Source organism: Acinetobacter sp. NS-4, from assembly GCF_037402435.1.
Taxonomy (GTDB): Bacteria; Pseudomonadota; Gammaproteobacteria; order Pseudomonadales; family Moraxellaceae; genus Acinetobacter.
The window spans coordinates 62,168-88,766 of record NZ_JBBEUE010000012.1; the positions used below are offsets into that span (position 1 = coordinate 62,168).

Below are 26,599 nucleotides of genomic sequence, written 5' to 3' on the forward strand. Positions count from 1 at the left end.
TTAATATTACATAGCTTTTATTATAAATATGCGTGTCTATGGATGGTCGCTAGTCTAGTAGGGATTTACTATAAAAAAATGAATATTAAAGTAGTCATTGGTGCATGTGGATTGTTGTTTAGCACATGGGGTCATGCTCTGGATTTGGTGGAAGCCTATCAACGGGCAAAAAACAGCGATCCAAATTGGCAAGCCAATCTTTTACAATATGAAGCAGATCAACTCAATTTAGGCATTGCCAAAGGGAATTTGCTGCCAACAGTCACTATTTCTGGAAATGTGGCACGTAAAAGTCAGCAGACCAGTGACAGCAGTATTCCGGGTTTTCCCTCAGATGCATTTGCAGCTTCATCTTCCACAACTCGACAAATTGCCATCACAGCACGCCAGCCGATCTTCCGTTGGGATGCCTGGGAAGGTTTAAAGCAGGTCAAGACTTCGGTCAGTTTGAGTGAAATCACTTTACAGTTACAGCGCCAAGAACATATTTTAAATGTCTCTGAAAGTTATTTTAATGTATTGCGTCAGCAGAGTTTAACTGTGGCCAATCTGCAAGAAGAAAAAACCCTGTTTGAACAGCTCAATGTCATGAATGCCAAACTGAAAGAAGGTCTGGTGGCAAAAAGCGATGTCAGTGAAGCCAATGCACAATATGAAAGTGCCCGGGCTAACCGGATAGCCACGCATGTGCAATTGGTTTTGGCACAGGAACAGCTGGCCCAGTTAATTGGACCCTATCAAGAGAATCTGGCCGTACTCAGAGATGACTTTCAATTTCAGAAACCCTATCCTACGGATTTGGATGCCTGGACAGCTTTGGCACTGAGCCAGAATCTATCCGTTCAGCAGGCGCGTATACAACAGCATTATGCAGAAGACCAGAAACGGGTAGAAAAAGCGGCCTTATATCCTCAAATTGAGGCGGTCGGTACCTATGGTTATGCCAAACAATCACCGCAAAATGTGGTTTCCAGTGATGGCCAGTTTGACCAGATTGGCGTAGAGATGAACTGGAAGGTCTATACTGGTGGAAGAACGCAAAAGTCCATTCAAAAAGCAGCGGTAAATGTGAAAAAAAGTGAATCTCAGCTGGAGGCTGCAATTCGCAAGGCCAATACCGATGTGAAAAAATCTTATATGCAGGTAGAAACTGATCAAGCCAAATTACAGGCACGAAAAGCCGCAATGGATTCTTCAGAAGTGGTTTCTCGGGCCTCTCAAGCACAGTATCGGGAAGGCTTAAAAACCATGGTCGATGTGCTGTTAGCCCAACGTAATGCTTTTTCTGCCAAACAGGATTATTTAAATGCAAAATATGATTATTTAATTAATGTCCTGCGTTTAAAAGCATCGGTCGGTAAATTGACCGAAAAAGACCTGGAAGAAATGAATGCCTGGTTGATTGACAAGTCGTTCAAGCCAGCCAGCTAATCTTGCGGTTTTTGTCATGAAAGTTTCATATTAGATATGTTTTAATATTGAACAAGATCATTCATTTTAAAATCGCTGTTGTGGAGTATGCCCCTTGCCAAATAATCCGGTGTTAAATCACCATATTTCTTCGCAATTTAATGAAGATTTGCAAGATGTAAATACCAAGTTCATGACCATGGGGGGCTTAGTGGAACAGCAAGTGGCCAATGGTATTCATGCCTTGCTGGATACCGATGCCACTTTAGCGATGGATGTGCAGTTTCAGGATAATGTGGTCAATCGTCTGGAAACTGAAATTGATGAAGCCTTGACTCTGATTCTGGCACGCCGTCATCCTGCCGCGATTGATTTGCGTATGGTGATTGCCATGTCTAAAGCCAATACCGACCTGGAGCGTATTGGTGATGAGGCGGCTAAAATTGCCCGAATTGCCCAGAATTTATGTGAAGAGGGCAGTTCACCGCGCGGCTATATGGAAACCCGTCATATTGGCAATCAGGTGCGGGTCATGATTCATGATGCGCTGGATGCCTTTGCCCGCCTGGATGTCGATCAGGCTTTACGTGTTTTGCTAGCCGATGCCGACATTGACCGTGAATATCAGTCTGCGACCCGTACCTTAATGACTTATATGATTGAAGATCCGCGTCATATTTCACGGGTCATCAATGTCATGTGGGTACTGCGTTCTTTGGAGCGGATTGGTGACCATGCGCGCAATATTTCCGAACAGGTCATCTATATGGTCAAAGGTTTGGATGTACGCCATACCAGTGTGGAAGAGATTGAACAAAAAGTTCAGCGTTAATTACTAAATTAATCACAATAAAAAGCCTGCGATTTGCAGGCTTTTTGTTTCAAAAATTTCTTTATCAGTGGGTTGGCTTAATAGCCCCATTCATTTAAAAACTTCTATGACTAGAATGCATAAAAACAACAACTTGAAATAAGCAATACAAATTATCTCAAAAAAGTGTGACTTATTTATCAAAAAATATACAAAATGATATATTATTATACAAAATGCAGATTGTTTTTAACAAAAAGTAAAGTTTGCTCTTGGCGAAATAATGATTTTCATGGGTTTATAAAAATCTATTTATGTAAATAAAGTCATGATCTGTTGCAACACTCCCAGACTTTACGAAAAATAATTCTGCACAAATTTTTATTATGTGAAATATTTAGAGAACATTCATGATCATTGATGACAGTAAAAGAGAAGTCTCTCAAATTTACTTTTCTGTGCATTTAAAGTTTATTGTCGCTCTCATCGGTGCCTGTTTCTGGACAGTATTTTCCATATGGATTGCCCAGAACTGGATGCATGATCTCAGCAGCTATATCGGTTATTTTTGGGCTGTTTTCCTGATTTATGGGATTGCCATTATTCCGGGATTTATGAATTCATTTGCGGCATTAAGCCTAATGATGGACAGAAGGCCTAAGCGCCAACCATTGCCTTCTTATCCTGGCATTACCATGCTGGTGGCTGCCTATAATGAAGCTGCCTCAATACGAGACACTTTGGTCAGTATCGGTCTGCAAAAATATCCAGGTCCCCTACAAGTCATTGTGATTAATGACGGTTCTCAGGATGAAACTGCAGATATTGTTCGAAAAGCACAAGCAAAATTTCCTTGGCTGACTTTACTGGATTTAAAACAAAATGCAGGTAAGGCGCACGCATTAAATGAAGGGCTGAAACTTGCTCAGCATGATTTGGTGATTACAGTCGATGCAGACTCTTATTTACATCGTGTTGCATTAATCAATATTGTGGAACGCTATGTAGCGGATCCACCCAACACACGTGCGGTTGCGGGTAAGATTCTGGTGCGTAACTCCCGTACCAATTTGCTGACCAAAACTCAGGAATGGGACTATTTTCTGGGGATTTCAGCGACCAAACGTATGCAGTCCCTATATCAGGGAACCTTGGTGGCCCAAGGTGCTTTCTCTATTTATGACCGCAATGCCTTGATTGAGGTAGGTGGATGGCCTGAATGCGTTGGTGAAGATATTGTACTCACTTGGGCATTGTTGAAAGCAGGCTATCGTGTGGGACATTGTGAGGATGCTTGTCTGTTTACCAATGCGCCCACAACGCTTAAAGTGTTTGTTAAACAGCGTCAGCGTTGGGCACGCGGTATGATCGAAGCATTTATCAAACATCCCACTATTTTAATTAAACCGAGATTATCCACGTTTTTTATTTACTGGAACCTGGTTTTCCCTTGGTTAGACATCGCATTCACCTTTGGCTTTATACCAGGAATCATTCTGGCATGTTTTGGACACTACTGGATTGTCGGTATTATGACCCTGGCATTGTTACCTATGGCATTTTTGCTCGGTCTATTAAATTACTCGATTGAACGTAGAATGTTTGATGATCTGGAACTTAAAGTACGAAAAAACTTCAGCGGCTTTTTATTGTATGTTCTTGCGTACAGTTTCTTATTACAGCCTGCCAGTATTTTAGGGTACTTGGATGAATTATTGAGAACACGAAAAACATGGGGAACAAAATGAAAAACAAGAAAACCAGTATGTATGTTGTTGTTCCTTTGCTCATCGGCATGAGTACCAGCAGTTTGGCAAATGCATTACCGGATGATCAAGTTCAAAATGAACGTGCAGCTGGAACGGAATTCTTTTTTAGTGATGATAGCGAAGGCTTCCAAACCCGTAAGTTATCGGCAGAATTTTTGCCTCAATATGAAAATGCTGATCATTACTTAGGGGTACGTGCCAGTGCTTATCAGTATAAAGCTGAAGATTGGCGTCGAGATGGTCAAAAAATTTCATTTATTGGACGCGAGATTGATTCTGCTACAGCGAATGGTTGGTTTGTAGATGCAGGCATTTTCACGCAAGATGATCATAGCTTATTTACCTTTGATGGTAGTTATCGAACTGCATTAGCCAAAAAGACAGCTATAGAGCTGTTTGCCAATCGGGATTGGGTGGAAACCCAACCTGCACTGGATGCAGGAACAAATTTTACCTTTGTTGGTGCGGCAGTGGATCAGGGCTTAGGTGAGCATGTCACCGTGGTAGGGCTTGCAGGATCACAATTTTTTTCAGATGATAATCGCCGTGACCATGGACGCGTTAAAGTGATCTACCAGCCTTCACTAGACTTGGGGCTTACCCTTCAGGCTCGATACAGAACTTATCAAAGTAGCAAAGCTGATGTGGCCGGTTATTATTTTAATCCTCATGACTATGAAGAGGGGATGTTGGCCATGGGTTGGCGTCAGCGTTTTGCGGGCTGGACCACCGGTTTAACCGCAGGCTTTGGGCGTGAAACGATTAACGATGACCCGAGTCAAGGAACTCGACTGTTTGAACTGAATCTGCAAAGTCCCGTTCACGGATCGCAATTTATTCGTATGAATGCTGGCTATAATCGTAGCGCGTCCTACTCTGGTCCAGATTACAATTATCGCTATATCAGGGGTGAATGGATTATCAGTTTTTAATCTATGCCCAATATGTGAAGGTCATCAATCGATCTTCTTCAAATTTTTTGACTAGAGGAAAATTGTTTTGGGATAAGACCTTTCTATATGGATCATGCTTAGGATGAAAATGCTGTTCATTCTAGGCATTTAGCTATGGGTTTCTTCTTCGGCATCTTCTTCAAAGGTCTTGGCAATCTTTTCAATATTCAGGCTTTTGGCCATGGCATCAAAAATTTCCTTATACACTCCGCCCTGATGATAAAGCGCATCGTGTTCGCCATGCTCGGCAATGCGACCTTCTTTCATCACATAGGTGTAATCGGCATCAATAATCTGCGACAAACTGTGTGAAATAATAATCACGGTACGGCCTTGCTTGATTTGGTCCAGACTATGCTTGATTTGCTCCGAGGCAATCGCATCCAGACTGGCGGTCGGTTCATCCAGAAAAATAATCGGTGGATTTTTCAGGAACATTCGGGCAATGGCAATCCGTTGTTGCTGGCCGCCAGAAAGTTGCAGGGCATCGGCATCATAGCCTTGCGGAAGCTGCAAAATTTGCTCGTGAATAGAAGCTTTTTGAGCCGCTTCTATGACTTCTTTCAGGCTGGCATCGGTTTTTCCATAACGGATATTGTCAAAAATTGAACCCTGAAAAATGTGGTTTTTTTGCAATACCAGACCAATGTGATCGCGCAGATATTGGGTATCAATATCTTCAAGATTGATGTCATCGAGTTGCACCTGTCCGGACGCCGGTTGATAGAATTTATCGAGTAAGCTAATCAATGTCGATTTTCCTGCACCTGATAACCCAACCAAGGCAGTGATTTTATTCGGCTGAATCAGCATATTGATATTCTTTAAGGCATGATGACCATTCGGATAATAGAATTCGACATTTTTCAGTTCAAAGCTGCCGCTAATCACCGGTTTTTGGCTGCCACTAGGCTCGATTTCATGATCGGCTTCCAGGATTCTAAAAAAACTTTCCGAATAAATCATGGCATCATTCACTTCATCATAAATGCGGTGCAAGGAACGGATCGGGGCAGAGACGTTATTGAATAACAGCACGTGATACATGATCATGCCGATACTCATCTGCCCATCCAGCACAAAATAAGCGGTCAGGATGATGATCAGTACGATGCCAATCTGTTCAATAAAGGTCTTTAAGCCGTCGAACAAAAAACTGGTTTGCCGGGTCTGCATCTGGTTGTCGGTCAGTTCTTTTTGCAGTTTGAGCTGTTTGTCCGATTCGATCGACTCGCGGTTAAAGGATTTAATCACGGTAATTGAGTTAATAATACTAAGAATACCCTGGCTTTTTTTCTCCCGGCCATCACGTAACTTACGCCGCCATCCTCCCAGTTTTTGTGCCTGGATATAGGTCAGCCAGAAATAGATCGGCACAATACACAGCGCGACCAGACCCACATAGACATTGGCATAGAACATCAGTCCCAGTGCCACAATAGCACTGGTAAATAGCGGCAAAATATCAATAAAAAAGATTTGCACTAGCCGGGTAAGTGAGCCAATGCCACGGTCGATTCGGGTTTGTAATTTACCGGCCTGATTATTGTCTTCATTAAAGAAAGCTAGCCTGTAGGTCAGGAATTTTTCAATGATGCCTTGAGCCAAGTCCTGTGATACAAAAATACGTAACTTTTCACCATAAAATTTTTGTCCAAACTGAACCACGGCATTCAAAACTTCTTTACCCAATAAAATGGCAGAGATGGTGAGCAGAATATGCCAGCCTTGAGCCAGTCCGAGACCAGATTCAATCAACCGGTTAATGCTGTCGACTGCATAGCGCAAGGTCAGTGCATTGACCTGAGCCGTGAGGGAACCAATCAGGGTTAAAATTAGGGTGGCGATGACCAGCAAGCGATATGGCCGTACAAAAGGGCGCAGTTTTTGGAATAAATGCCATAAATTCATATGCAATTTTTTTATTTTCAAGTCTGATTTGAGTCTAAGCCCGATCAGGCCATGTCACAAGCGCATACAATGTTTTCTATTGTGAACAGAAATCATCCGCTAAAATAAAAGTGAATTTTACATTTATTTTAGACGATGCATTTTTGCCGATGAACTTTGAATTGTTTGAGCCGGAAGCCCGAGCCAATCTGTTGCCCTGTGATGGGATAGTAGAAGACTATGGCCTGATTTTAACGCCTCAGCAGAGCGAGCAATATTTGCAGTATTTTTTGGCTCATCTGGCCTGGCAACATGATGAAGTGCTGTTGTATGGAAAACACTATAAAACGGCACGCAAAGTGGCCTGGTATGGCGATGAACATTACCCATATCATTATTCTGGTACATTCAAGCAAGCCCATGTGTGGACACCAGGATTATTTCGTTTAAAACAACATGTTGAAAATTTGGTCGGGCATTCGTTTAATTCTTGCTTAGCCAATTTATATGAAGATGGTCTTCAGGGTGTGGGCTGGCATAGTGATGATGAGCCTGCATTATACTCTGAGGCAGGCCAGGAAACCGTTATTGCCTCTTTAAGCTTTGGCGCTACCCGAAAATTCAGTTTTAAGCATAAATACAAAACAGATAAAGTTGACTTGCTGTTACATAGCGGGCAACTGATTGTGATGCGTGGCAAGACCCAGCAGTACTGGAAGCATACTTTAAGGAAATCGGTGAAAATTATTGAGCCACGGGTGAATCTGACTTTCCGTTATTTTTATCCGCATGAGTAACATTAAAGGTCAATAATGAACGCATAAAAAAGCCCATCCTGTGATGAGCTTTTTTAATTTGAGGAGAGTTTTTAACATGGCATCACGTTATCATGGAACAATGGATGCTGAAGAACAATAATCATATTATGAGAATATATTGTTAAATTCAATATAATTTACATTAAAATAAATCACATTTCCTTAAATTATAATGTGTCTTCCTGATGGGTCAAGGCCATAAATTTCTTTTCAATCAAGCTGGCATTGTCTTGTAAAATTTCAATCAACTTCTGGAAGTTGGTAAATTCAAAGCGGTTTCTAGAACCCAATAAGGTCAAGGCCAAAGGCGGTTCCTTGCTGGAGAATTTCACCGGAATAGAAAGACTGGCCAGATTTGGATCAACTTCTCCACTCGAGAAATAATAGCCCTGCTTTTTAATCTGCTTCATCTGCAACAGAAACTCTTCTTCGTTATGCGCAAATCCAACTTCAGACAGCTCGGTGGCAAAGCGCTGGTAGTAATCCAAAATACGCTGTTTGGGTAAATGTGCCAGAATCACCTTGGCAGAAGAGCCTTTATAGATCGGGCGAGGGCAACCACGGCCATAAATCAGTGTGGTCAGATCTTTATACAGTTCGTGATGAATATCGATACATGAATCGTAATTTAAATGTGTGAGCAGACAGCCGAATTCAGTACGCTTTACAATTTGCTGCATAAATGGACTACTGATTTGCACCAAGGGATCGGTAGTGCGGGAAATATAATCCAAGACTGCAATCTTAGAACCCAGGGTGTAGTCACCTGAGGTACCACTTAAGCGCTGCAATAATTCTGCTGAAACCAATTCTTTTAAATAACGGTAGCTTGTGGGTTTAGAGAGTCCTAATTCCTCACTAATGATATCGACATTAATGATAGGACGAGACACCGAAAAAAGATCTAAAACGGTGAGAATCTTACCAAAACTAGAAAGTGCCATAAGTACCTGCTTGGTCAAAGCATATAAAAAAGAAATCAATGAGTATTACTTTATAACAAATAAATAGGCAAAGCAGGGCTTTTGTTAAGCTAATGCTGGATTTGTTGGCAGCTAAAAATATTTTTCATTTAAGCTGAGAAAATAAGGCAATATCTATTTAATAGATCTTGTTAATTTAAGTCTTATTATCATAATAAGATATTATTATTGACTTAAAATGTTTTATTTGAAAAAATACTCAAGTTAAATATCTAATGATGAATTTTTAATCTTTCTGGTTTGGCTGTTTTCCTGTTTTATTCCACATCAACAGGATGATGTGGAATCTTCTCCATTCATTTTGAATGACACTCATCTCTGATGACATGTTGAAACATGCCTATTTTTACACGATCCATCTTCCAGATAGATCGTGCCTTGTAGTCGTCATTTAAAAATTAGGAAGAAGGTATAAACCCTAATTTGAGATCAATCCATGTTGCTTACCAAACAAGTACTCGCATTTCGTCCCAGCAAGATGGACTGGATTTTTGCGACTAAAACGTTTCTGGCAGGCATGCTCGCCTTATATGTGGCTTTTGCATTGAACTTGGCTTATCCCATTTGGGCGATTGGGACAGTCTTTGTCATCGCCAATCCTTTTTCAGGCATGACTTCTTCCAAAAGTGTGTATCGTGCACTGGGTACCTTATTGGGTGCTGTGGTTTCGGTGGCGGTGACTCCGCTACTCATTAACACGCCGTGGCTGTTTACTTTCTTTTTGGCCGCTTGGGTAGGTGGCTGCTTATATATCTCGATGCTCGACCGAACTCCACGTAGCTATGTATTTATGCTTGCGGGCTATACCACCGTGATTATCAGCTACAACATTATTTATAACATCGGCACGGCATCGATGTTTGATATGGCCGTGGGGCGTTTTTTAGAGATTATGGTCGGGGTGGTCTGTAGTGCCATCGTGACCACGACGATCTTTCCGGTGCACATTGGACCAGCCGTGGCCGCAAAGGTATCTAAAACATTTAAAGACACCAAAGACTTGTTTGACCAGATTTTGCTGAACCCATCCAAACTGGAAAATTACAGTAGCGCACTCAGTCAGATTGCTCGTGATATTGCCGAAATTTATGTCATGGCGGTGCATTTGGCTTATGAAAAATCCACCTTGCAGGGCATGACCAAGCCGTTACAGGAAATGTTGCATCAACTGAGCATGCTGGTGGCAAATCTGGTGGCAATGGCGGAACGGGTCAAACAGCTAGATCAAATGGATCGCCAATATCGTGCTCAGCTTCAGGTGATTCATGATCATAGCGCGGCATTTTTAAAAGATGATCAGGATATTCAGGAACAGACTTTAAATCTGTTACCTGACAATTTTGAGCAAGATTTTGCTGACTTGATGGCTGCTGCACCAGCTAAACAGCAGGTGATTTTGGCCAGCCTGAAAATGGATATTCGTCATTTCATTCAAAATATCAGAGCCATCAAACTGATTTGGCGACGCATTCAGCAAGGCGATGCTTCACTGCCTGAAAGCGTGACGCCACTGACCACGACTTATCCCAATTTACACCGTGACCATGGGGTTGCGGTACGGGGCGGGATTTCCGCTTTTATGGTCGTGATCATTGCTACAGGATTTTGGATTTTAAGTGGCTGGAAAGCCGGATTTATGATGGCTGAAATGGCGGCCATCAGTGCCTGTATTTTGACGGCCATGGATAATCCGGTACCGGCATTGAAGATGTTTGTGCGCGGCAATATTTATGCAGGAGTGCTGGTGTTTATTTATGCTTACGGCATTTTTCCGCATGTGAGCTCATTCTGGGAATTGGCACTGGTACTGGCACCTTTTGTGATTTATTGCCTGATGATGTTTCCGCATCCACCACTGACCGGAATTGCCTTGCCGGCATTGATGGGAACCATCATGGGCTTGAACTTGCAGAACCGTTATACGCTGGATCAGGTGTTTTTCTTTGATGCCACCATCGGTTCTGTGCTGGGGCCGATTATTTCAATTTATATCATTCATCTGGTTCGGGCGATGTCCCCTGAAATCACGGTACAGCGGATTTTGTCACTGCATTACAAGGCAATTCGTCAGGCTTTATATATTCCTTACGGTGTGCAGTTCCGGATTCATCTGCGCAGTATGCTAGACCGGATTGGGGTATTAAATACCAAGATGGTGCAGTCAGAAAAATTAAAGACCCAGATTAATTTGGCGCTGGTGGAAACCAGTGCAGTGATTGATCTGACCCGTCTGCAAGAATTGATGCATCGACTTGATTCGGATCAAGCCATTTTGGCCAGTCTGGAAGATCTGCAACAAGGTCTGGATGATTATTTTCGTGCCAAAGAAAATGTACAAACGCAGCTGATTCCAGATCTTCATCAGCAAGTGATTTTAAAAATCAGCCAATTAAAAAACCAGACACAGCAACTGGAGCATGCTGAAACTGCTCAAAGGATTCAGATGTCTTTAAACAATATTCGCAGCAGTTTGTGTCATGAACCGGCACAGTCTAAGCAACACACAGAACTTGGAGAGGTAGGCCATGGGTGAGTTAAATATCTATGGAGTATATGTCCCGATTCTGCTGATTCAGGCAGTACTGGCCTACGCTTTACTGCGTGTATTGATGCGCTTGCTCGACCGTTTTGTGGAACAGGGCTGGATTCCGCTGCCTCATATTTTTTATCTCTGCATTTATCTGGTACTGCTGTGGTTAGTGCATTGGGGTTTTATTGTCTGCTTGGGCTAAGCAGCTATCTTTTGAAGTGAATGAGGTTTTTCCATGACATCTTTAGACTTGCGTAAAGTCGTCCGACCGGTACTCTTTGCTGTGGTCGCTGTCGTTGCAATTTTGGCAGTAAAACATATTTGGGATTATTACAATTCTGAACCCTGGACCCGTGATGGACGGGTACGTGGCGATGTGATTCAAGTCTCTTCAGATGTTTCCGGTTTGGTCACTAAGGTTTTGGTGCAGGATAACCAGACGGTCAAAAAAGGTCAGGTGCTGTTTAAAATTGATGTTGCCCGTCAAGCTCTGGATGTCGAGCAAGCCCGATCAGACTTGTCTAAAGCTAAAGCCGGTTTGGCTGCTGCAGAAGCAGAATTGGCACAGGCCAAAGCCAATCTGGTGAAGTCTCAAGCCAATAGCAATCTGGCGGATAAAAATGCCAGTCGCTATTCCAATTTAATGGACGGTGCAATTTCAAAACAAGAACAGGATCAGATGTTTGCAACGCGTGATCAGTCGCATGCCGAACATGCGCAAATGCAGGCTGCGATTGAACAGGCCAAAGCCAATATTGTGCAGCAAAAGGCCTTGATTGAAGTCGCGACCAGTAATCTGCACCTGTCCGAACTGAACTTAAACCGTTCCGAAGTCGTGGCACCGGCGGATGGTACCTTGTCTAACTTTGAATTGCAGGAAGGTAATTATGTCAAAGTGGGGCAGGCGGTGGCTGCACTGTTAAACCGTCAGCAGCTGTATGTGGTGGGTTATTTTGAAGAAACCAAACTGGACAAAATTTATGTCGGTGCTCCGGCAACCATCCAGCTCATGGGAGATTCGCAAAAACTAAAAGGTCATGTTCAGGGCATTGCTTCCGGGATTGAAGATCGGGAACGTACTACAACTACCGGCCTGCTTGCAAATGTAAATCCAACCTTTAGCTGGGTGCGTCTGGCACAGCGTGTTCCGGTGAAAATCATGATTGATGAATTGCCGAAAAACCAGTTGGCCTTTGTGGCTGGACGTACTGCAACAGTGCATATTGAGAAAAAAACCCAATAACATCCATTAATAACTTCGAATAGATTCGACTTGGTTCATTTCAATAAAAAAGCATCCGAAAGGGTTAATACCAGTCAGTTAAGCAATTGACTGGTATTTTCTTTTTTAAATTCATGATTGTATTTGATATGTGGAAAAGTCATCCGCAACTGTTTGAGGCCGGACTACATTTAAAAATGATTGTTTCTGCGACAAATTTGCTAGTTGATAGTGGCTGACGAGTTTTGCGGATGACAAATGCCTTTGGTCTTACGAAGCAATGCTTCTCAGGGCGAAACCAAAGTAACAAATGAGCTGCAAAGGGTTTGATTTAAAATGGTAAGATTCCGCCATGAATTACTAAAAAGTTAAAGAGTCTATTTCGAAACCCCTTAACTGATCAGCATTAATCCGAAAGGATGCTTTTTTATTGTTTGTTCATTCGATTTTAAGGGGTTAAGCCTACCGGATTGCGATACCAGCTTTCTATAAACAGCGCTGCTGCAATACTGTCTGCAGCCAGTTTTTTGGCTCGACCTTGAGACTGATATTGGTCCAGTTCATCACGTGCTTCACGGGTGGTCAGGCGTTCATCCACCATCAAGGTTTCAATATTGGTCTGGTGGCGCAAGCGACGGGCAAATTTGCGTGAACGTGTTGAAAGTTCCGATTCGCTATCATCCATATTCAGCGGTAAACCGACGAGAAATAAGGTGGGTTGATACTGTTTGACGATTTTCAGCAAAGCATTCCAATTTGGAATGCCATCTTTCATGGGAAACAGGGTAAGCGGATTGGCACTTTCAATCATGGATTGACCCACCGCCATGCCCATTTTTTTGGTACCAAAATCAAATGCCATAATCATTTGTGGTTGTGATAAATCAGGCATGTCCAATCTCTGATGACAACCAGGTCCGGTCGACGCCCATTTTTTTATAGGCGGCATCCCAGCGGTCGTCATAAGGTAAGTTAAAAATCAAATCCATATCTGAATCGCAGATCAGCCAGTCGCCACGTGCCAATTCTGCTTCCAGTTGATTTTTGCCCCAGCTGGCATAGCCCAAGGCAATCTGATAACGGCCCACACCTTCATTATGTGCAATAGCATCCAGAATGTCTTTGGATGTGGTGATACAGACATTTTCACCCACAGCAATGGATGAATGCCAGGTCGGCTGACCGGTATGCAGCACAAAGCCGGCTTCAGGGCGCAGCGGTCCACCTTGCAAGACTGCATGGGGATTGACATTATCTGCTTCAATTTCCAGGTCATTCAATAATTCTTTGATTGAAAGACCCGACGGACGGTTAATGATAATGCCTTGAGCACCGTCTTCATCATGGCGTGCCAAATAAATCACCGTATTGGCAAAAAAATCATTGGCTAAATCAGGAGGTGCAATGAGACAGCGATGTGTCAGATATTGTTTAGTCATCTAAGCATCTCCGAGTTTTAGTCTATCATTTGAAAAAATATTTTTAAATTTGGTGTAGCTGTCACTCTATCTAGAGCTTTCTTGACTATAACATTGACCTTACAAATTTCTATAAAGAATTATAAGCTGAATATATAAATTTATGTTTTTCTCACGCTTAAGATTTTATTTTGAGATTAAAGTCACATTAAAATAGTTGTCTTGATTTATTAAAACTTAAATATTTTTTTGATTTATTGTGTATTTTTACTTTTTTTGTGACCAATATTTAAAATATCTTAATTTAGTCAAAATAATTATATGTTTTATAGAAAAATATTGATTTGATCCATATTGTTTTGATTTGTATGATGTATGTAATAAAAAGTAAGTTGAATATTATTATGTCGGTTCAAATAAACAAGAAAGTTATCATTTTATGCTTTACTTCATTGTTTGCTGTACAAACACATGCAGCGGTATTTGAAACTTATGAAGAAGAGGGATCACTTTTTAGAAGTTCTTTAAATGCGGAACTCAATTCATCCGTGGCGGCAAAGTTTGACAGCAAGAAAAATTCTAAAGATGCAGTTTTATATTATTTAGAACAGGCACGAATTTTACAGGTCAATCAACAGTATCAAGAAAGCCTGGATATTTATAAAAAGGCATTTGAGCTGATCGATCAGCAAAACAACAGAAGTAAAGTGAGTGTAACCCGGATGGGGTTCAAAGCCCTTTCGATGGTTAGCAATGAGTCCGTTGTACCTTATTTGGTTCCTCCCTATGAGCAGGTTTTAGCGCATATTTCTCAGGCAAAAAATTATATTCTGCTGAATAATGCTGAAGCCGCAGCGGTGGAAATGCGTGTTGCACAGCAAATTCAGCGAGAAATTGAACTGGCTCATGAGAAAGAGTTTGCTAAGAAAAAAGATAAGCAGAAGAATGCAGATAAACAAATTGATTATTCAACTTTAGATGAAGCTTTTGCCGGTTTGGATCCAATTGCAGGCCGAATTAAAAATACCTATCAAAATGGTTATGCTTTTTACATGGCGGCTAATTTGTGGGAAGCCACAGGTGACTATAACAATGCTTTGGTAGACTTTAAAAAAGCTTATGAATTGCAAGGTGATTCCAATGTTGCCCAAGATGTAACCCGGGTTGATAAAGTATCAAGTAACAATGCGAAAACAGTACCTGTCATTGTATTTATTGAACAGGGCACAGTACCGAAAAAGATTGAAAATAAACTTGCTTTTCCCATGCCCAATGGACTGATTAATATTGCATTTGCCACCTATGAGCCGAGTACTTACGTGCCACCGAAAAGCTTGAAAATTAAGCTAGGTGATCGCCAAGTACAGCAAAGTGCTCTGGTCAGTGATATTGGTGCACTGGCAGTAAAAAACCTGAAAGAACAAACCATCAGTAACGTTACCAGTCAGATTGTACGGGCAACGACAAAATACGTGATGCAACAGCAATTGGGCCAGCAATTGGGATCCTTAGGGCAGCTGGCTGGAAACTTAATGAATGTTGCCACTGAACGTGCCGATTTAAGAGCATGGTCGACACTGCCAAGTAATACACAGGTGGCACGTTTTGAGGTGAGTCCAGGAAAACATAATTTGAAAATTATTGGACCACAATCCTCTAGCCCAACACTTAATGTTGAAGCAAATCCAAACCAAACCGTTTTTGTTTATGTCAGTGATATAAATAATAAAATTTCAGCCAGTGTAAGTGCTGTAACTCGTTAATTTTAAAAGAGTGTAATGATGAAAATATTTTTAAAGCTGGGGATGGCAGGCCTTTTGGCTACTGCACTTATTGGTTGCACCGCACCCAACTCACTCTCTACCCAAACTGCAGCCGATGGCAACTATAGCGTAAAAACCGTTAGCAATAACCCAAAACTGGTCACGCAAATTGCTGTTGATCGGATCAGTATGGGATACGCTGGCGATTTGAAAAAAGCTTCGATTGCAATTAAGGACCGCTGGTTTGTGAGCCGTAATTTTGAATACAAAATTGTTTGGGTAGATGCAAATGGCTTTGAAGTGAATCCAGAAGGTTCACGCTGGAAGCCTATTCAGTTAACAGGCCGCGAAATAAAGACCGTTCAATCCATTGCGCCTAACCCATCTGCTGTTGATGTTGTTGTCTATTTGAGAAAAGATTAAGGATAAGTTTTCCATGAAATTGAAATTAACTTTGGCTACTACTATTTTGGCTACTTTGGTCTTGGGCGGCTGTGCGTCGAATAACGTGAGTTATGGAGATGCCCAGTCAGTTGAAACCCTGACTAAAGATTTCGGTTCTACCGATTTGCAGATGATTGCGGACAAAATGGTGGATGACATGTTGACCTTTCCGGTGATTGTTCAATTGACCCAAAACCGCCGCCCAGTGCTGTTTGTAGACCGCATCCGCAATAAAACGCAAGAACATATTGATACCGAGTCAATCACTGACACCATTCAAAACAAACTCATCAATTCAGGCAAATTCCGTTTTGTAGATATGACTTCTGCCAACGCATTAGCTCAACAGTTGGCATACCAAAAGCAAAGTGGATTGGTGAACCAGGCGACTTCGGTAAAAGCCGGTGGTCATATTGGTGCTGAATATATGTTAAACGGTAACCTGTCGAGCATTGTTAAAAATGCAGGGGGTAAAAGTGATGTGTATTACAAGTTCACTTTAAAACTTCAAAATGTACAAACCGGCATTGTGGAATGGACCAGCGAGAAAGAAATTCGTAAATCGTCGAAACGTTCGACCTTCGGTTTATAATTCAAATATGCAACTGTGCGATTGCACAGTTGCTTAAGAAGATAATAATGATGAATAAAATATTTTTAGCTTTATTGCTTGCTGGTTGTGCGACCACCTCTGCATTTGCAGCATTAAAGGAAATGGTTAAAGAAGCGTCGGGTAGTGGAGCTACCCAGCATCAAGCTATTTCAGAAGCCTTGTTGGTTGCGGTTCAATCGGTGAATGGTGCGACTGTTTCCTCACGTGTAGATTATGAAACAACTGTCAATATGTCAGTTTCGAATAATAAATGGAGTTATTCTGGTAAAGTTTCTCCAGTATTTAGCGTAGATAATACTGGCTCAGGATCTGTCACTAAATTCCAGGTGCTCAGCGTGACCGGATCAAAAAACAACTATCGTGCGAAAGTGCGTGCGTATGTTGTGCAGTACCAGTCATCTGTTCAGGATCAGCATTTACGCCGCATTGCTGTGCTGCCATTTCAGTTTTATGAAAAAAATAACCGTTCTGCCAAAGTGGATTCTGCGGAAGATTTTGCATCAGAATTGTCTGATCAATTAGGTATCTATTTGGCTCAAACGGGTCAATTGAGTTTGGTGGATCGTCATTATTTAAGCGAAATGCAGTCTGAAAATGAGTTTTTATACTGGGATGGTGCGCCGCAAGAATTGGCACGTATAGGTCAGAAAGTGGGTGCAGACTATTTGTTGGTGGGCCGTATCAATAATGTCTCGGTTGCCAATGGTCAACAGATGTATGGTCTGAATCAAGGTTCAGATCAAGTACGTTTAACCTGGCGTGTGATTGAGGCGAATACCAGCAAAGTTGTTGCAGCAGGCACCTTCAACCGTGTCATTGCAGATAATGCAATTCAAAACATGCTGAATAATTCATTGAATGATTCAAGCACAGATAAAATTGCGCAAAGTTTGAGTCGAGAAGTGTTGGTAGGGATGAAACTACAACCCGCCTCCTATCAGAATCAAGAGACAGGTTTTACTCCAACCTATGACATGACCCCAGGATCGAGTGAAAAACCGATCAAATGGTAAGTCGTCCTCAAAGCAACGTTATTTGCATTGAAGTTCAAAACCAGTACATGCTGTACTGGTTTTTTTATACCTGTTGAAACTTAAGTTGACGTAATTGCTTGGCATGTTGCAGGGTCGTATCATTAATCTCGACTCCACCGGTCATACGCGCCAGTTCATCAATACGCTGTTCTTCGGAAAGATTGAGAATGGTACTGCTGGCTGGATCAGTCTGACGTTTCTTCACCAGCAGATGCTGATCCGATTGGGCTGCAACCTGGGCCTGATGGGTAATACATAAAATCTGTACATGCTGGGCTAGGTCTGCCAGTAAGCGGCCGACCATTTCTGCCGTACCGCCACTAATACCGACGTCAATTTCGTCAAACACCAAAACTTCCGATTCGGTTTTTTCCGCATTCATGACTTGCATCACCAGGGCAATACGTGAGAGTTCGCCACCGGATGCCACGCGGGCCAAAGGCTGCGGTGGAATGCCTTTATTCGCAGTAAACAGCAATTGAATAAAACTGAGACCTTCAGCACCGGCTTGTTCCAGAGGCTCAAATTTGAACTCAAAATAGGCTTCCGGTAAAGCCAGCTGTTTTACCTGTTCAGTCAGATGTTTGGCTAAAGGAACCGCTGCAGTACGACGAATCTCATCTAAATGTTGTGCTTTGGCTAAAAAGTCCTGATGCGACAATTCTACCTGTTCGGCTAAAGTTTCAGGGTCTTCAAGCTGATGCAACTGCTCAAGTTCAGCCTGCCAAGCCTGATATTCTTCTTTCAAGGTTTCTGGCTGGCTGCGATATTTACGGGCCAAACGGTGGAAAACTTCCAGTTGTGTATTCAGTTCTTCCATCCGTTCCGGATCGAAGCTTTGACGATCTATAAATTGACGCAAATTTGCCGTTGCATCCTCAATTTCACTTTGTGCATTGATGAGTGAATTATAGATTTCGGCAAGCTGTTCACTACGTCCAGAATGTGATTCCAGACGGCGAATAATAGAAGACAGTTCCTGGGTAATATTCTGTTCCGCTTCATCCAGTACATTTAAACTGCTGCCACAGTCCAGCATGATATGTTCATGATGGCTTAAGCGGTCAAATTCCTGTTCAATCTCTTTATAGTCAATCTGGGTAATCTCTTCGAGTTCTTCCAGTTGCAACTCTAAAGTTTCAATACGCTGTTTGCGGGTGGCTTGCGCATCTAAAGCTACCTGATGCTGGCGAATATCTTTTTGCCATGTGCTGTAGGCATCACGTACCTCTTGAGCCGGCTGATAAAAATTGCTGTAACGGTCGAGCCAGTGTTTCGGATAAGGCGGTTCGAGCAGTTGTTGCTGGCTATGCTGACTATAAAGCTGCACCAGTAAACGGCCAATTTCTTTTAGTTCAGACAGGCTGCTTGGACGGCCATTAATCCATGCCTTACTGCGACCAGTGGCAAAAATCACCCGACGTAAATGAATTTCACCCGATTCATCATCCAACTCATGTGCTTTTAGCCACTCGGCTTCAGGACTCTGTTCCTGATAGCTAAAAATAGCAGTCACATCGGCTTTATCTGAACCGAAACGTACATAATTGGTGTCGGTACGTTCACCCAAACAGGCCGAAAGTGCATCCAGCAATAGCGATTTACCGGCACCTGTTTCACCGGTCAAGACATTGAAACCTTGTTCAATATCAATGGCTAGATGATCGGCTAAAGCAAAATTGATCAGAGTTAAATGTGTCAGCATAAACGCATCCAAGCTGCGAAAAGTTTTAGTCTAAGATAGTGAAATTTTGTTTTGGTCACAAGACAGCTTTTATTTTAAAAGGACTTAAAACATCAATATCTTACCCTATATTGGCTGTGAACATGAAACTCGCCGTTCAAGATAGCCGATCATTTTTCTGCTCTGCCAATTCATGTTATTAAAAAAGATAGATGTTTGAGTCAACAATTTATCTAAATCAGCAAAACTGGAAACTGTTTGAAACTTCAATCGGGCGACATTTGAAAATTTAAGACAGAATTACAACCACACTATTAGCCTTTGGTCGGGGAAACATTATCCACCATTTGGGCTTATAATTTCATGGTTATCGCTATTCATGCACCAAGCATTCATTTTTCACTGATACAGAAATAAAAATATTTGTAAAAATTTGAAAAATATTAATTTAGCTGGATGAAACAGCGATTGATTAGTTGAATGCTCAGCTTTAAACTAGCTCGAGCAAAAATTATAAATGCGCATTATCTGGAGAATACGCATGTCAAATCAGTTTGATCACGTTTCGGTTGTCAAAAAGTCGAATGTTTATTTCGATGGCTTATGTATCAGTCATACCGTGCAGTTTGAAGATGGCACTAAAAAAACCTTAGGGGTGATTTTGCCAACAGAACAGGCATTGACCTTTCAAACTCATGTGCCTGAACGTATGGAAATTATTTCAGGTGAGTGTCGTGTACAAATTGGCGACAAAATCGAAAGTGAATTGTTCCGTGCCGGTCAATCTTTTTATGTACCAGGCAATAGCCGCTTTAAAATCGAGACTGATGAAGTCCTCGATTATGTCTGTCATTTTGAAGGCTAAGCATTAGCCCCAGATAAGACAAAGAAATTTTAACTTGAATCGGTTAAACTAGATTCAAGCGTCAATCCTGTAAAGCCTGCTTTGCAGGATTTTCTTTTTTGTATTGTTACCATAGATTTTAGAGGCCGTTCATGGCAAAACCAGAATATTATTATGGCGTTCACTCAGTGGAGTCATTATTAGAACTCGAGCCTGAGCGCGTATTGACTCTATTTACGTTAAAAGGTCGTGATGACCAGCGTTTGAAAAACGTCTTGGCTTTGGCTCAACCTTTTGGCATTAGTGTGCAGCAAGCCAGCCGTGACAAACTGGAAAAACTGGCAGGTCAGCCTTTTCATCAGGGCGTGGTTGCCGCAGTACGTCCACATCCAGTGCTGAATGAACAGGACCTGGATGAAGTGCTCAAGCAAAATCCTCAGGCACTTTTGCTGGCACTTGACCAGGTCACCGATCCTCATAATTTGGGCGCATGTATTCGTACAGCCGCTGCCATGGGTGTTGAAGCGGTGGTGGTTTCGCGTGATCGTTCTGCCAGCTTGACGCCAACTGCACGTAAGGTTGCTGCCGGCGGCGCAGAAAAGGTCAAGTTTATTCAGGTGACCAATCTGGCGCGTACTTTGGCTAACATCAAAGATGAATTTAATGTACGTGTAGTCGGAACCATGCTGGATGAAAAAGCCTTACCAGTGGATAAATTTGATTTTACCGGTACAGCAGTTTGTGTGGTGATGGGGGCTGAAGATACAGGTTTACGCCCGATTACCCAGTCGCAATGTGATCAGACGGTATACATTCCAATGGCAGGAAACTTGCAGAGTTTAAATGTCAGTGTTGCCACAGGGATGGCACTGTATGAAGCTTGTCGTCAACGTAACGTGTAATTTTTTCTCTTTCAAATTTAAAAGTTGTTTGCTATGTCTCCCCGGTCTCAAGGTTATCTTTATGTCGCCATTACCATGTGTATTTGGGGGGGATTTACCATTACTTCCCGTCTGAATGCCCAGTGGGGGATTAGTGCCTGGGACATCACCGCCTTACGTTTTGCCTTGGCATTTTGTATTTTGATGCCCATTTTGCTCTATAAAAAAGACACCGCTTTTTTATGGAAAAAACAGCCTTTTATTTTGGCGATGATTGGCGGGGTAGCATATTGCCTGACCTCATATACTGCATTCCATTATGTGCCGGCAGCACATGCAGCCATTTTTCTCAATGGCTGTATTCCGCTGTGCACAGCCATAGCTGCATTTGTGCTATTTAAGCAGCCTTTGGATAAACACATCTGGATCAGCCTGTTGATTATGCTGAGCGCGATCACTGCCATGAGTTTCTTAATGTATCTGGAAACCGGTGTGGCTTTTGGCTTTGGCGACATGCTATTTTTCCTGAGTGCGATCTGGTGGGGTGTGTTTACCGTACTGTTACGGCAATGGAAACTCTCTGCATGGCATTCCATGGCAGGGGTCGCCATCTGGTCGGCGATTGTTTATGTCCCGATTTATCTGCTGTTTTTACCGAAAAATTTAACCGCACCTGAACCTATGCATTTACTGTTACAGGTGGTTTTTCACGGCATCTTTGTGGTGATTGTAGCTACACTGACTTATGTAGAAGCTATTAAACGTTTAGGGGCATTCAAGGCGGGAAGTATCGTGACTTTGGCACCGTTTATGGCTGCAATTTTAGCAGTACCGCTATTGGGTGAACCTTTAAGTCTGGCCATTATTTGTGGCTTGATTGGTATGGCGATTGGTGCTTTGCAGCCATGGCGCTGGATCAGTCATCAAGACAGTTTGCAGCGGCAACTTGATCAGCAAAAAAAGCAGTCCTGATCGACTGCTTTTTTAATTTCAGCGTTTTAAATAAGCTTCATGTAATGGCTTTAAATGACTGTAGAGATGATCAAGATGACCATCATTCAGCACAATATCATCCGCCAAACTACGCTTTTGCTCACGTGACATCTGAGCCTGAATAATCTTTTTAATTTGCTCGATCGACTGATGATCACGCATGGCAGCCCGCTGAATCTGTAAATCAATCGATGCATCGATGAGCAAGGTGTGATCGGTCAGTTCATGCTGGTTAGTTTCAAACAGCAGGGGAGAAACCAATATCACATAGGGACTGGTTGCGGCTTGCAGCTGTTGAATAATGGATTGGCGAATCGCAGGATGGGTAATGCTTTCTAGGACTTTGCGCGCATCTGAATCTTTAAAAATATGTTCGCGTAATGCCCGACGATTCAGTTCGTCATTCGCTAAAAGTACCCAATCTCCAAATGCAGCGTGAATTTGCTGTAAAGCAGGTTGTCCTTTTTCAACGATCTCTCGCGCGACAATATCGGCATCTACTACAATAATGCCCTGGGTTTCAAACCATGTACTTGCGGCAGATTTTCCACTGCCAATTCCTCCAGTTAAACCCAAGATAAAAGTCATATATGTACCTAGAAATTACTGTCCCAAATAGATTTTCATAATCTGCTCACCCCAAATGAACGCAATCCAGCCGGCAATGGCAATATAAGGACCGAATGCAAAAGGTTGGTTCTCTTTGCGTATTTTCAGCAGAATAATACCAATCACTGCACCAACGAAGGAAGAGAGTAATACGATCAGCGGTAGTAGAAATGGACCCATCCAGGCGCCTAAAGCAGCCAGGAGTTTAAAGTCTCCATAGCCCATACCTTCCTTACCGGTAATGATCTTAAACAGATAATACACAATCCAGAGACAGAGAAAGCCAATAATGTAGCCCCAGATTGCAGAACTTGGACTGGTATAGATACTATAACTATTAATGCCTAGACCCAAGGCTCCCAGAGGTAAAGTATAGCGGTCAGGTAACAGTTGGGTATCGAAGTCAATAAAGGTGAGGGCGATCAGTGTCCAGGTGAGCAGCAGGCCAAACAGCATTTGTAGGGTGGGGCCAAATACGGCCACAATGATCAGGGAGCATATTGCAGTCAATAGTTCAATTAAGGGATAACGACTACTAATCGGATTTTTACAAGAACCGCATTTACCGCCTAAGGCCAGCCAGCTGATGACGGGAATATTTTGATACCAGCGAATTTCAGTACGGCATTTAGGACAGGTAGATGCCGGTTGACTTAGGGTCAGTTTGGATTCATCAATAATGGCTTGTTCAGGATGCAGCAATATTTGACAATCCTGTCGCCACTCTTGCTCCATCATCTTGGGAGTTCGATAGATGACGACATTTAAAAAACTGCCGATACACAGACTAAAAAGCCCAACTGCAATATATAAAGCAGCTGGGTTAATCATAAAATAAGAAATGAAATCTTGCATTAAATGACAGAACCCATTTGGAAAATTGGAAGATACATGGCAATCACCAGACCACCGACCAGTACCCCGAGTATAGCCATAATTAAGGGTTCCATCATAGAGGTTAAGCCATCTACCGCATTATCAACTTCATTTTCAAAATGCGTTGCCACTTTGTCCAGCATGGCATCCAGTGCACCTGACTCTTCACCAATGGCGACCATCTGCACAGCCATAGATGGAAATTTATTGGTGACTCGCATGGCAAATTGTAATTGTTGTCCAGTGGCAACATCATCACGAATTTTCATTACAGCAGCTTCATAGACACAGTTATTGGTTGCCCCTGCTGTAGATTCTAATGCATCAATCAAGGGAACACCGGCAGCAAAGGTAGTCGCTAAAGTTCGACTATAACGCGCAATAATAGCTTTATATACCAAGTCACCAAAAATAGGGGCTTTAAGAGCCGCTTTATCCAGGAAGTCACGAAATTTTTTACTACGTTTTTTGGCTTCCAAAAAGCCCGCTATGATGGCACCCACTACAATGATTAGAATAAACCAGTATTTTTGCATCCAATTAGACATATTCACCACCATTTGGGTAAAGGCAGGTAAATCTGCACCAAAACCTTCAAAAAGTTCCTGAAATACAGGAACGACTTTCACCATCAAAATAATGGTCACCACAACCGCAACAACAAGGACGGTAGCTGGATATTTCATGGCTTTTTTGATTTTTTGCTTTAAAAGTTCGCTTTTCTCTTTATAAATCGCGACGCGATCCAGCATGGTTTCCAGGGCACCTGACTGTTCGCCGGATTCAACCAGTGAGCAAAATAAATTATCAAAATATTGAGGATATTTTTTAAGGGCACCGGCAAAGGTATTACCGCCCTCGACTTCACCTTTAATCCCTAATACCACTTCACGCATGGATGGATTCTCAAGGCCTTCTGCTACAATTTCGAAGCTTTGAACCAAAGGAACACCGGCTTTCATCATGGTAGCTAGCTGGCGGGTAAAAATAGTAATATCCAGCGTGGTTACTTTCTTTTTCATCAAGCCTTCGAGAATATTTTTACGTTTTTCCCGAATGTGTTTAATGGTAATGCCTTGCTTACGTAAGGTCACTTTAGCAAGTGCCATATTACGTGCAGGTAATTCCCCTTTAAGTTTTTCCCCTTTACGATCAATGCCTTCATAACTGAAGGTGGGCATCATCTGTGCTTTTTTGACAGCCATGCGTTTATCCTTATTTTAAATTTTCATTTATTCACTGGTTACACGATTGACTTCCTGAAGCGAAGTCACCCCCTGCATAACCTTAATTAATCCTGAACGTCTTAAATTATTAAACCCCAATCTTTCAGAAGCTGCTGCAATTTCCAGTGCATTACCCTCTTCCATAATAATTTTTGAAATTTCAGGTGTTACTTTCATGACCTCATAAATACCGACACGACCTTTATAACCTTCACGACATTCGGGACAGCCTACAGGCTGATATACTTGAAAATCTGGATGCTTAAGATCTTCTTCTGTAAAGCCCATTTCTAATAAGCTAGGTTCAGGAATATCTGCCGCAACTTTACATTGTGAGCATAAACGACGTGCTAAACGTTGTGCAATCACCAAGTTTACAGAGGTCGCGATATTGAAAGACGGAACACCCATATTCCTTAAGCGGGTTAAGGTTTCAGGTGCACTGTTGGTATGCAGTGTAGACATGACCATATGACCCGTCTGCGCTGCTTTTACGGCAATTTCGGCGGTTTCCAGATCTCGAATCTCACCCACCATGACAATATCTGGATCTTGACGTAGAAAAGACTTCAGCGCTGCAGAGAAGGTCAAGCCTACTTTGGCGTTGACGTTGACCTGATTAATCCCTTCCAGGTTGATTTCCACAGGATCTTCGGCAGTTGAAATATTGGTGTCTTCACGATTTAGAATATTCAAGCCAGTATAAAGTGATACGGTTTTACCTGAACCAGTGGGGCCGGTAATCAGCAGCATACCCTGAGGTTTATCTAAGGCCTGCATAAACAGCTCTTTCTGCTCTGGTTCATAACCCAATGCATCAATACCTAGCATGGCACTCGATGGATCTAGAATACGCAGTACCAGTTTTTCACCAAACAGGGTCGGTAGCGAGTTGACACGAAAGTCGATGGCTTTGCTTTTTGAAAGCTTAAGTTTAATCCGTCCATCCTGAGGTAAGCGTTTTTCAGAGATATCCATTTGCGACATGACTTTTAAACGCGATGCCAAACGTGTAGCCAGTTGCAAAGGGGGATTGGCAATTTGACGTAATACACCGTCAATACGGTAACGTACCCGATAAGATTTTTCATAAGGTTCAAAATGCAAATCTGAAGCGCCCATGCGAATGGCATCAATCAGTAATTTATTAATATATTTAACAATCGGTGCTTCATCTTCTTTTTGATCATCATCATCATCTTTTTGACTTAAGTCTTCTTGCTCGAGATTTAAGTCGATATCATCATCGGAGAATTCAAAGCTATCTGCTTGAGTAAAATTTTGTTCGATCAGTTTGTGTAATTTTGGATATTCTACAATAACTGCTTCAATATTCATTTTACTGCTGAAGCGGATTGCATCCATAGCATCTATATTAGTCGGATTGCTGGTTGCAACGTAGAGCAAATTCCCGCGTTTAAAAATCGGTAGAATGCAATGTTTGCTGATGAGTTTTTCATCCACACCTTCGCGGATAATTTGAGCTGAATCATATGCACTCAAGTCAAAAAGAGGTTCGCCAAATTCTTGAGAAATTTTTACTGCAATTTCTAAAGATGAAATTTTCAACTGATCAATTAAAAAAGGGACAATATCCTGATTGGCTTTTTTTGCATTCAATATTGCACTCTGCATATTTTCAGCAGAAACTAAGCCATCTTCGACTAAACGCCGAATAAAACCTGTAAATCTTGGTGAACCTTGTAATGCTGCCATGCGTTAATATGCCTGCTTAATCAATCTGTTTATAATTGGTATCATTAAATTATACTTTTGTTATATAAAAATACCATATCTGAAAGTGTTGTCATCTACTTAATATCAGATA

The 26,599-nt window shown here is 42.0% G+C and carries 24 protein-coding genes; 15 read left to right on the plus strand and 9 right to left on the minus strand.

Going from position 1 to position 26,599, the window contains the following annotated elements; all coding sequences use genetic code 11:
• Positions 1-78: 78 nt before the first annotated feature.
• The 4 genes from WAE57_RS10720 (at position 79) to WAE57_RS10735 (ending at position 4,922) form a co-directional block, all read left to right on the plus strand.
• Positions 79-1,431: a TolC family outer membrane protein gene (locus WAE57_RS10720; protein WP_337710616.1), complete on the plus strand. Its 1,353-nt coding sequence runs from the start codon at positions 79-81 to the stop codon at positions 1,429-1,431.
• A gap of 94 nt (positions 1,432-1,525) precedes the next feature.
• Complete coding sequence (gene phoU / locus WAE57_RS10725; RefSeq protein WP_237787475.1) at positions 1,526-2,242, plus strand: phosphate signaling complex protein PhoU; 717 nt, start codon at positions 1,526-1,528, stop codon at positions 2,240-2,242.
• Positions 2,243-2,631: 389 nt separating this feature from the next.
• The gene (locus WAE57_RS10730; RefSeq protein WP_337710617.1) at positions 2,632-3,969 is read left to right on the plus strand and encodes a glycosyltransferase; all 1,338 of its coding nucleotides are present in this window, start codon (positions 2,632-2,634) and stop codon (positions 3,967-3,969) included.
• A complete protein-coding gene (locus tag WAE57_RS10735) occupies positions 3,966-4,922 on the plus strand; it encodes a hypothetical protein (protein ID WP_337710618.1) in 957 nt (318 codons plus the stop codon). The genes WAE57_RS10730 and WAE57_RS10735 overlap by 4 nt, the downstream gene beginning before the upstream one ends.
• 129 nt (positions 4,923-5,051) lie before the next feature.
• Here the strand turns inward: WAE57_RS10735 and WAE57_RS10740 are convergent, their stop codons facing one another.
• The gene (locus tag WAE57_RS10740; RefSeq protein ID WP_337710619.1) at positions 5,052-6,854 is read right to left on the minus strand and encodes an ABC transporter ATP-binding protein; all 1,803 of its coding nucleotides are present in this window, start codon (positions 6,852-6,854) and stop codon (positions 5,052-5,054) included.
• A gap of 149 nt (positions 6,855-7,003) precedes the next feature.
• On the opposite strand from WAE57_RS10740, the gene WAE57_RS10745 reads away from it, so the two are divergent.
• A complete protein-coding gene (locus WAE57_RS10745) occupies positions 7,004-7,630 on the plus strand; it encodes an alpha-ketoglutarate-dependent dioxygenase AlkB (RefSeq protein ID WP_337710620.1) in 627 nt (208 codons plus the stop codon).
• Positions 7,631-7,818: 188 nt separating this feature from the next.
• On the opposite strand, the gene WAE57_RS10750 is transcribed toward WAE57_RS10745, so the two are convergent.
• Entirely contained in the window at positions 7,819-8,595 is a 777-nt protein-coding gene (locus WAE57_RS10750) for an IclR family transcriptional regulator C-terminal domain-containing protein (protein ID WP_337710621.1), read from the minus strand.
• 475 nt (positions 8,596-9,070) lie between these two features.
• On the opposite strand from WAE57_RS10750, the gene WAE57_RS10755 reads away from it, so the two are divergent.
• From WAE57_RS10755 to WAE57_RS10765, 3 genes are read left to right on the plus strand one after another with little or no spacing between them, the layout of a single operon-like run.
• Positions 9,071-11,167 carry an FUSC family protein gene (locus tag WAE57_RS10755; RefSeq protein WP_337710622.1) on the plus strand — a complete coding sequence of 699 codons (2,097 nt, stop codon included), beginning with the start codon at positions 9,071-9,073 and terminating at the stop codon, positions 11,165-11,167.
• Positions 11,160-11,366 (plus strand): DUF1656 domain-containing protein, encoded by a 207-nt coding sequence (locus WAE57_RS10760; protein ID WP_337710623.1) that lies wholly within the window; start codon positions 11,160-11,162, stop codon positions 11,364-11,366. The genes WAE57_RS10755 and WAE57_RS10760 overlap by 8 nt, the downstream gene beginning before the upstream one ends.
• 33 nt (positions 11,367-11,399) lie before the next feature.
• Positions 11,400-12,407 (plus strand): HlyD family secretion protein, encoded by a 1,008-nt coding sequence (locus WAE57_RS10765; protein WP_337710624.1) that lies wholly within the window; start codon positions 11,400-11,402, stop codon positions 12,405-12,407.
• A 427-nt stretch (positions 12,408-12,834) separates the two neighbouring features.
• On the opposite strand, the gene ruvX is transcribed toward WAE57_RS10765, so the two are convergent.
• Both ruvX and WAE57_RS10775 read right to left on the minus strand, forming a co-directional pair.
• Positions 12,835-13,278: a Holliday junction resolvase RuvX gene (ruvX, locus tag WAE57_RS10770; protein WP_337710625.1), complete on the minus strand. Its 444-nt coding sequence runs from the start codon at positions 13,276-13,278 to the stop codon at positions 12,835-12,837.
• Complete coding sequence (locus WAE57_RS10775; RefSeq protein ID WP_237787484.1) at positions 13,271-13,825, minus strand: YqgE/AlgH family protein; 555 nt, start codon at positions 13,823-13,825, stop codon at positions 13,271-13,273. The genes ruvX and WAE57_RS10775 overlap by 8 nt, the downstream gene beginning before the upstream one ends.
• 383 nt (positions 13,826-14,208) lie before the next feature.
• Here WAE57_RS10775 and WAE57_RS10780 point away from each other — a divergent pair, with 383 nt between their 5' ends.
• Genes WAE57_RS10780 through WAE57_RS10795 form a run of 4 tightly spaced genes read left to right on the plus strand, consistent with a single transcriptional unit; the run spans position 14,209 to position 17,637 of the window.
• Entirely contained in the window at positions 14,209-15,567 is a 1,359-nt protein-coding gene (locus tag WAE57_RS10780; protein ID WP_337710626.1) for a hypothetical protein, read from the plus strand.
• Between the two features lie 18 nt (positions 15,568-15,585).
• Positions 15,586-15,990, plus strand: a complete 405-nt coding sequence (locus tag WAE57_RS10785; protein ID WP_330848196.1) for a YcfL family protein — start codon at positions 15,586-15,588, stop codon at positions 15,988-15,990.
• A gap of 13 nt (positions 15,991-16,003) precedes the next feature.
• Complete coding sequence (lpoB, locus tag WAE57_RS10790) at positions 16,004-16,603, plus strand: penicillin-binding protein activator LpoB (protein WP_337710627.1); 600 nt, start codon at positions 16,004-16,006, stop codon at positions 16,601-16,603.
• Positions 16,604-16,650: 47 nt separating this feature from the next.
• Positions 16,651-17,637 (plus strand): CsgG/HfaB family protein, encoded by a 987-nt coding sequence (locus WAE57_RS10795; protein ID WP_337710628.1) that lies wholly within the window; start codon positions 16,651-16,653, stop codon positions 17,635-17,637.
• Positions 17,638-17,701: 64 nt separating this feature from the next.
• Here the strand turns inward: WAE57_RS10795 and recN are convergent, their stop codons facing one another.
• Entirely contained in the window at positions 17,702-19,363 is a 1,662-nt protein-coding gene (gene recN / locus WAE57_RS10800; protein ID WP_337710629.1) for a DNA repair protein RecN, read from the minus strand.
• Between the two features lie 520 nt (positions 19,364-19,883).
• Here recN and WAE57_RS10805 point away from each other — a divergent pair.
• The 3 genes from WAE57_RS10805 (at position 19,884) to WAE57_RS10815 (ending at position 22,039) form a co-directional block, all read left to right on the plus strand.
• Positions 19,884-20,207, plus strand: coding sequence for a pyrimidine/purine nucleoside phosphorylase (locus WAE57_RS10805; protein ID WP_086174114.1), 324 nt, complete (start codon positions 19,884-19,886; stop codon positions 20,205-20,207).
• A gap of 131 nt (positions 20,208-20,338) precedes the next feature.
• On the plus strand, positions 20,339-21,088 hold the full coding sequence (gene rlmB / locus WAE57_RS10810) for a 23S rRNA (guanosine(2251)-2'-O)-methyltransferase RlmB (protein ID WP_337710630.1): 750 nt from the start codon (positions 20,339-20,341) through the stop codon (positions 21,086-21,088).
• A gap of 33 nt (positions 21,089-21,121) precedes the next feature.
• Positions 21,122-22,039: a DMT family transporter gene (locus WAE57_RS10815; protein ID WP_337710631.1), complete on the plus strand. Its 918-nt coding sequence runs from the start codon at positions 21,122-21,124 to the stop codon at positions 22,037-22,039.
• Between the two features lie 18 nt (positions 22,040-22,057).
• On the opposite strand, the gene coaE is transcribed toward WAE57_RS10815, so the two are convergent.
• Genes coaE through pilB form a run of 4 tightly spaced genes read right to left on the minus strand, consistent with a single transcriptional unit; the run spans position 22,058 to position 26,487 of the window.
• Positions 22,058-22,648 carry a dephospho-CoA kinase gene (coaE, locus tag WAE57_RS10820; RefSeq protein ID WP_337710632.1) on the minus strand — a complete coding sequence of 197 codons (591 nt, stop codon included), beginning with the start codon at positions 22,646-22,648 and terminating at the stop codon, positions 22,058-22,060.
• 15 nt (positions 22,649-22,663) lie between these two features.
• Positions 22,664-23,524 carry an A24 family peptidase gene (locus WAE57_RS10825; RefSeq protein ID WP_337710633.1) on the minus strand — a complete coding sequence of 287 codons (861 nt, stop codon included), beginning with the start codon at positions 23,522-23,524 and terminating at the stop codon, positions 22,664-22,666.
• The gene (locus WAE57_RS10830; protein WP_337710634.1) at positions 23,524-24,750 is read right to left on the minus strand and encodes a type II secretion system F family protein; all 1,227 of its coding nucleotides are present in this window, start codon (positions 24,748-24,750) and stop codon (positions 23,524-23,526) included. Before WAE57_RS10830 ends, WAE57_RS10825 begins: the two co-directional genes overlap by 1 nt.
• Positions 24,751-24,777: 27 nt before the next feature.
• On the minus strand, positions 24,778-26,487 hold the full coding sequence (gene pilB / locus WAE57_RS10835) for a type IV-A pilus assembly ATPase PilB (protein WP_337710635.1): 1,710 nt from the start codon (positions 26,485-26,487) through the stop codon (positions 24,778-24,780).
• Positions 26,488-26,599: the final 112 nt, after the last annotated feature.